The sequence below is a fragment of the Enterovirga sp. genome (assembly GCF_028290205.1).
Taxonomy (GTDB): domain Bacteria; phylum Pseudomonadota; class Alphaproteobacteria; order Rhizobiales; family Beijerinckiaceae; genus Enterovirga.
Genome location: NZ_JAQGKF010000077.1, coordinates 1 through 6,486, shown reverse-complemented (window position 1 = coordinate 6,486; position 6,486 = coordinate 1). Strand labels below are relative to the sequence as shown.

Sequence of the window (6,486 nt, the reverse complement as noted above, 5' to 3'; positions counted from 1 at the left end):
GCAGCCGTCGTCGTCCACGTCGGCGGCGGTACGGCATGCATGCCGGCGGGTGTCTGCTTGATCGCCTCGCTGTTGCCCTATGCCTTGATGTCGCCGATTTTGGTGCGCCCAGCCAAGGGAGAGCAGCCTCCGCGGCCCCTGAGACCGGGACGCCGTCGAGAGTGATCGACCCGAAGAGCCTGAATCCAGCGACCTGCTGACGACGGGAGACAAGACGCAGGGTTTGACCGTGAAAGACCGCTGACGTCCGCGTATATCCGCCAACGCTGTTGGGGCCGCCATTGGGGCCGGACGATGCGTCCCTGATTCAGCTATAAATGTCAGAGGCTTACAGACGCATCTGGCGGAAGGGGTGGGATTCGAACCCACGGTGGAGTTGCCCCCACGGCGGTTTTCAAGACCGCTGCCTTAAACCGCTCGGCCACCCTTCCATGCCGCCGCACGAGCCTGCTGTGGCCGGGAGCAGGCCCCGGGCCGCCGCCGTGCTCGCTGCGCGTGCGGGGTTCCTGTCTATGGCCGCCCTCGGCGGGGCGTCAACTTCGGCGCGCCTCGGCCGCACGTCGAGCGGGCAGGGCGCCTGACCCGGGCGGCTGCCGGGATCCTGTCGCGACCGGATCAGGTGATCCCGGGATGCCGTGATCCTGGTCCGTCGGGGCCGGCCTTAACTCGCCATTAACCATCACGGCCGAGAGTCCGCCTCGTCCTTGGCTCACAGGATCGGATGATCCGGGGCCGAAGACGCCGATGACCGGCGGCACAGCCGTCCGGCTCCGTGACCAGTGAGAAAGGAACGCCGATGAAGGCGATCACGTTCGTGACCCAGAAGGGAGGCAGCGGCAAGAGCACACTGTGCATCTCGCTCGCTGTCGCCGCCCAGGAGGCCGGCCGGTCCGTGTGTATCCTGGAGATGGACCGTCAGGCGACGGTCACCGATTGGGCGGAACACCGCCGGGCGGACACGCCCGAGGTCGCCCAGATCGACGCGACGCAGCTCGACGACATCATGTTCCGGCTGCGCGCGTCCGACTTCGACTTCGTGTTCATCGACACGCCGGGCGTCGATTCGCCCGGGAGCCTCGCGGCCATCCGGGCCGCCGATCTCTGCGTCATTCCCTGCCGGCCGACGCCCGCCGACCTGCGCGCCTTCAAGCCCACCCTCGCGGCCATCTACCGGCTCGAGAAGAAGTTCGCGTTCGTGCTGAACCAGACCCCGCCGCGCTCCTACCGGGTCCGGGACGCGGCCGACGGTCTCGCCGTTCTCGGCGTGCTGCCCGACGTCAACATCGTGATGCGGAACGATCACCAGGACGCGCTCGGCATGGGCCAGGGCGTCACCGAGTACAACCCGACCGGGATGGCCGCGACCGAGATCCGCAGCCTGTGGTCCTGGATCGCCAAGCGAACGCAGGGATTGCAGAATGTCAAAGCCGCCTAAGCTGAGCCTCGCCTCCATCGTCGCCTCGGCGAACCCGCCCGCGAACCGGCAAAGCGCCGAGATCGTCCAACTGTCCACCAACTCGGCGCCCGGCGGGACCAACCCCCGGGGAACCCTGAAGGAGCGGGCCAAGCAGCTCTCCGTCTATCTGGAGCCGCCGGTCCACGACCAGCTTCGGGACATCGCCTACACGGAGCGCACCAAGATCCACCAGCTCATGCTGGAGGCCCTGGACCTCCTCTTCAAGGCGCGCGGGGCGCTGTCGATCGACCAGCTCACGACACCCCGCTAAGTGGCCCTCGCCCAAAAGCCCGCCATCCTCCGAGGGTGGCGGGTTTTGGCGTTCAGGCCCACCGGGACGGGCTGACACCGGAGATCAGCCGCGCACGGCAAGCCATTGCAGTATCACTGCTAATCATATTCCGGATCGAAGCGCGCAGAGGCCGACCATGCCCCGGGCCAGCTCAGCCGGGGGGTCCCGCTCACCCTTCACGAAAACCTCGCGCCGGCCTCGTCCAACGCCTCCAGTCCTTGCCAACGACGTTTAGCAACCTGTCTCAAGTCGTTGGTAAAACAGGTCGACGTGCGCAAACTCTCCCCTGCTGACTGGCAACCGAATCTTAAGGCCGTTCGCTCAACCTCCGGGCCAATCGCGGCGGGGCGTCGCCAGTCGAACAGGTGGCGGAGGCAGGACCTTGCGGGACAGAAAGCGACCGGCGGCGCAGAATGCGTGCCGGGCTGACGAGGCCCGCCGTGCGGGAGCCATCCTGCGCGGCCTGTTTGCGGCCGGCACGGCCCTGGCGCTGGCGAATTGCGCGGGCTCGCCCCCTGTCGGCAGCGGGCGTCACGCGAGCGAGTTGAAGTATGGCGTGAAGTCGAGCCCGCGGGTGATTCCGGAGGGCCAGCCGGTCCCCAAGGGGGGAGGGCGCGAGATGGTGGGCCAGGCCTATGTGGTCGCGGGCCGCACCTACAAGCCGCATCCGGGCCGGGGCTATGACCGGGAGGGCTGGGCCTCGTGGTACGGCACCGCCTTCCACGGCCGCCTGACCGCGAACGGCGAGATCTTCGACCGCGACTCGATCGCGGCCGCCCATCCGACCCTGCCGCTTCCGAGCTATGTGCGGGTCACGAACGTGGTCAACAAGCGCTCCATGGTGGTGCGGGTCAACGACCGCGGGCCCTATGAGCGCGACCGGGTCATCGACCTGTCGGAGCGGGCCGCCGATGCGCTCGGCTTCCGGCATCGGGGCACGGGGCGGGTCCGGGTCGAGTATCTCGGCAAGGCTTCCCTCGACGGCAGCGACGATGCCCGGCTGCTGGCGACCCTGCGGAGCGACGGCGGCCCGGCCGCGCTTGACCCCGGCCAGCGCCGGATCCAGGTCGCCCAGGCGGAAACCCGCCCGAGCTCGGCCCGGGAGGAACGCCGGGCGGCGAGCCCGCCGACCCGAACGGCGCTGCCCGAATTCACCGAGCCGGCGCGACCGAGCCGGGCTCCGGCTGCCGCCAGGATGTCGGCCGCCGCCGCCGGGCCGGAGAGCCGTCCGCTCGACATCCGCCCGCCGCGGCGCCCGGACCTCGCCGGCATCTATTGAGCCGGTGCGGCCGGCTTCCGCCTATGCCCGGGCCGGCCAGGACGGTATGACCCGGCATGGTCGGGACATCTCCCGGCGGCCGGGCCGCCACCGCCACACCCCCGCCCGGACGCTTCGTCACCTTCGAGGGCGGGGAGGGCGCGGGTAAATCCACCCAGATCCGCCGGCTGGCGCGCCGCCTCGCCGCGGCCGGCATTGCCGCGATGGTGACACGCGAACCCGGGGGCTCGCCCCGTGCGGAGCTGATCCGCGAAGCGCTGCTGGCGGGCCGGGCCAAGCGGTTCGGCGCCTTCGCCGAGGCGCTGCTGTTCGGCGCCGCCCGCGCGGATCATGTCGGCCAACTGATCGCGCCGGCGCTCGCCCGCGGTGACGTCGTGCTGTGCGACCGCTTCCTGGATTCGACCCGCGTCTATCAGGGCGACCTGGCCGGCGTATCCGAGACGGCCCTCGCGGCCATCGACCGGGCCGCGCTTGGCGACACGCGCCCGGACCTCACGCTTGTCCTGGACCTTCCCGCCGAGACCGGCCTCGCCCGGGCGGCCGCTCGCCGCGAGGGGGCCGGGACCGACAGGTTCGAGGCTGAGGACCCCGCGTTCCACGCCGCCATTCGGCACGGCTTTCTCCGCATCGCCGCCTGCGAGCCGGACCGCTGCCGGGTCGTCGACGCGACGGGAACGCCGGAGGAGGTCGAGGCGAGGATCTGGGCCGAGGTCGCGCCCAAGCTCGCCCAGTGGGGACGGCTCGCCCATGCCGGCTGACGCCCTGCCCGGGGTGCCCCGTCCGCGCGACCGGCACGTGCTGCTGGGCCAGGAGGAGGGCGCACGCGCCCTCGCCGAGGCCGACCGGAGCGGCCGCCTGCACCATGCCTGGCTCATCGGCGGGCCGGAGGGAATCGGCAAGGCGACGCTGGCCTACCGGTTCGCGCGCTTTCTCCTGGCCCCGCCCTCGGAGCGGCTGGCCGGTGGCGACGGGCTCGGGGTGGATCCGGAAGGCCGCACCGGGCGCCAGATCACGGCCGGCTCCCATCCCAACCTCCTTGTGCTGGAGCGCGCCTCGCCCGACGGCGACAAGGCGGCCCCGAAGACCGTGTCGGTCGACGCGGCCCGCAAGGTGCTGACCTTCTTCAACGCCACGGCGGCCGATGGCGGGCGGCGCATCTGCATCATCGACACGATCGACGACCTCACCCCGGCCGCCACCAACGCGCTCCTGAAGACCGTGGAGGAGCCGCCAGCCCGAGCGCTGGTCCTGATCTGCAGTCATGCGCCCCGCCGCGTCCTGCCGACCATCCGGTCGCGCTGCCGGCGCCTGGCTCTGCCGACTTTGCCCGACGAGACCGTCGCCGAGGTGCTGCGGACGCTCGGGGGCCCGACGGCCGGGCTGGACGATGCGCGCCTGCTACGAGCGGCGGCCTCCAGTGGCGGCTCCGTGGCGCGCGCGCTGGACCTTCTGGACGGCAAGCGCATCGCCCTGATCGACGAACTCACGGGGCTGCTCGACGCTCTGCCGCAGGCATCGCCGCGGCGCGTCCTGGCGCTGGCCGACCGGCTCGGCGACCGGCGCGGCGAGGCCGATTTCGCACTGGCCGTGGAAACCGTGCAGCTCTGGCTCGAACGCCGCGTCCACGAGGGCCGCCATCTCGGCCCGGCCCGCCTTGCCCCTCTGGCGGAGGTATGTGAAAACGTCGGCGAGGCCGCCCGATCTGTCGAGACCTACAACCTCGACCGGCGCGCTTTCATCGTGACGACATTCGGGGATCTGGCCGAGGCCGTCCGTCGGGCAGCCTGAGGACGGCTCCGGCTCAGCGCAGGTTCCGGATGGCCCGTCAGGCCTATTATCTTACGACGCCGATCTTTTACCCGAACGGCGCCCCCCATATCGGCCACGCCTATACGGCGCTCGCCAGCGACGCGATCGCCCGCTTCCACCGGCTGGACGGCCGCGACGTGTTCTTTCTCACGGGGACCGACGAGCACGGGCTGAAGATGCAGCAGACCGCTGCCATCGAGGGGCTGACCCCCAAGGCCCTGGCCGACCGCAATTCGCAGCGCTTCCGCGACATGATGGCGGCGCTGGACGTGTCCCACGACGACTTCATCCGCACGACCGAGGCCCGCCACCGCGAGGCCAGCCAGGAGATCTGGCGCCGGATGGAGGCCAAGGGCGACATCTACCTCGACACCTATGCGGGCTGGTATTCCGTCCGGCAGGAGGCCTTCTTCGACGAGGCCGAGACGGTGCTCGGGCCGGACGGCGTGCGCCGCGAGCCGCTCGGCTCGCCGGTCGAGTGGGTGGAGGAGGAGAGCTACTTTTTCCGCCTCTCCGCCTATGGCGAAAAGCTTCTCGCGCTCTACGAGGCGCGGCCCGATTTCGTGTCGCCGCGCGAGCGCCTGAACGAGGTGGCGAGCTTCGTGCGCTCGGGCCTGAAGGACCTGTCGGTCTCCCGCACGACCTTCGACTGGGGCATCCCGGTGCCCGGCAACCCGCGCCACGTGATGTATGTGTGGGTGGATGCCCTGACGAACTACGTGACCGCGACGGGCTTTCCGGACGCGGCCGCGCCGCGGGCCGGGCTCTGGCCCGCCGATCTGCACGTCATCGGCAAGGACATCGTGCGCTTCCACGCCGTGTACTGGCCAGCCTTCCTGATGTCGGCGGAGCTGGAGGTGCCGCGCCGCGTCTTCGCGCACGGGTTCCTGTTCAACCGCGGCGAGAAGATGTCGAAATCCGTCGGCAACGTGATCGACCCCTTCGCGCTCGCCACGACCTACGGTGCGGACCAGTTCCGCTACTTCCTGCTGCGCGAGGTGCCGTTCGGCCAGGACGGCAGCTATTCCCACGAGGCGATCGTGGCGCGGGTCAATGCCGACCTCGCGAACGACCTCGGCAACCTCGCCCAGCGCTCACTCTCCATGATCGCCCGCAATTGCGATGGCCGCATGCCGGAGACTGGCGCGCTGGTCGCTGCGGACGAGGCGCTGCTGAGTCTCGCCCGGGCGCTGCCGGCGACGGCCAAGGCCGCCATGGACGGGCTCGCACTGCACACGGTGATCGCCGAGATCTGGGCGGTGGTGGCCGAGGCGAACCGCTATTTCGCGTCACAGGAACCCTGGATCCTCCGAAAACAGGATCCTGTCCGGATGGCGACCGTGCTGGCCGTCACGGCCGAGACCCTGCGGGTGGTCGCGATCATGGCCCAGCCGTTTGTGCCGGCCGGGGCCGCGAAGCTGCTCGACCTCTTGGCCGTTCCGCCCGAATCCCGCAGCTTCGCGGCGATCGGGGAGGGGGCCGCAGTGCCGGCCGGCACTCCCCTGCCGGCGCCAGCCGGGATCTTCCCCCGCTATGTCGAGGCGGAAGGGTAGGGCGGCGATGCTGGTCGATAGCCACTGCCACCTCGACTTCCCGGATCTCTCCGACCGGCTGCCGGAGGTGCTGGGCCGGGCCCGCGCGGCCGGCGTC

At 70.6% G+C, this 6,486-nt stretch carries 6 protein-coding genes, 1 tRNA gene and 1 pseudogene; 7 read left to right on the top strand and 1 reads right to left on the bottom strand.

Translation table 11 applies throughout. The features are described 5' to 3' along the window. Positions 1 to 341 precede the first annotated feature (341 nt). Positions 342 to 431 (bottom strand) — tRNA-Ser (locus JWR86_RS05230). A gap of 365 nt (positions 432 to 796) precedes the next feature. On the opposite strand from JWR86_RS05230, the gene JWR86_RS05225 reads away from it, so the two are divergent. From JWR86_RS05225 to JWR86_RS05195, 7 genes and pseudogenes are all read left to right on the top strand, one after another. Next, the gene (locus JWR86_RS05225) at positions 797 to 1,435 is read left to right on the top strand and encodes a ParA family protein (protein WP_299561722.1); all 639 of its coding nucleotides are present in this window, start codon (positions 797 to 799) and stop codon (positions 1,433 to 1,435) included. Continuing rightward, the gene (locus tag JWR86_RS05220) at positions 1,419 to 1,727 is read left to right on the top strand and encodes a ribbon-helix-helix domain-containing protein (RefSeq protein WP_299561720.1); all 309 of its coding nucleotides are present in this window, start codon (positions 1,419 to 1,421) and stop codon (positions 1,725 to 1,727) included. The genes JWR86_RS05225 and JWR86_RS05220 overlap by 17 nt, the downstream gene beginning before the upstream one ends. Positions 1,728 to 2,130: 403 nt before the next feature. Then, the gene (locus tag JWR86_RS05215; RefSeq protein WP_299561718.1) at positions 2,131 to 3,027 is read left to right on the top strand and encodes a septal ring lytic transglycosylase RlpA family protein; all 897 of its coding nucleotides are present in this window, start codon (positions 2,131 to 2,133) and stop codon (positions 3,025 to 3,027) included. Positions 3,028 to 3,083: 56 nt separating this feature from the next. Further along, positions 3,084 to 3,785, top strand: a complete 702-nt coding sequence (gene tmk, locus JWR86_RS05210) for a dTMP kinase (RefSeq protein ID WP_299561716.1) — start codon at positions 3,084 to 3,086, stop codon at positions 3,783 to 3,785. Beyond that, positions 3,775 to 4,815 (top strand): DNA polymerase III subunit delta', encoded by a 1,041-nt coding sequence (locus JWR86_RS05205; RefSeq protein WP_299561714.1) that lies wholly within the window; start codon positions 3,775 to 3,777, stop codon positions 4,813 to 4,815. Before tmk ends, JWR86_RS05205 begins: the two co-directional genes overlap by 11 nt. Positions 4,816 to 4,844: 29 nt before the next feature. Then, the gene (gene metG, locus JWR86_RS05200; protein ID WP_299561712.1) at positions 4,845 to 6,389 is read left to right on the top strand and encodes a methionine--tRNA ligase; all 1,545 of its coding nucleotides are present in this window, start codon (positions 4,845 to 4,847) and stop codon (positions 6,387 to 6,389) included. A 7-nt stretch (positions 6,390 to 6,396) separates the two neighbouring features. Next, positions 6,397 to 6,486: pseudogene (locus JWR86_RS05195) on the top strand (LuxR family transcriptional regulator); the annotation flags it as partial.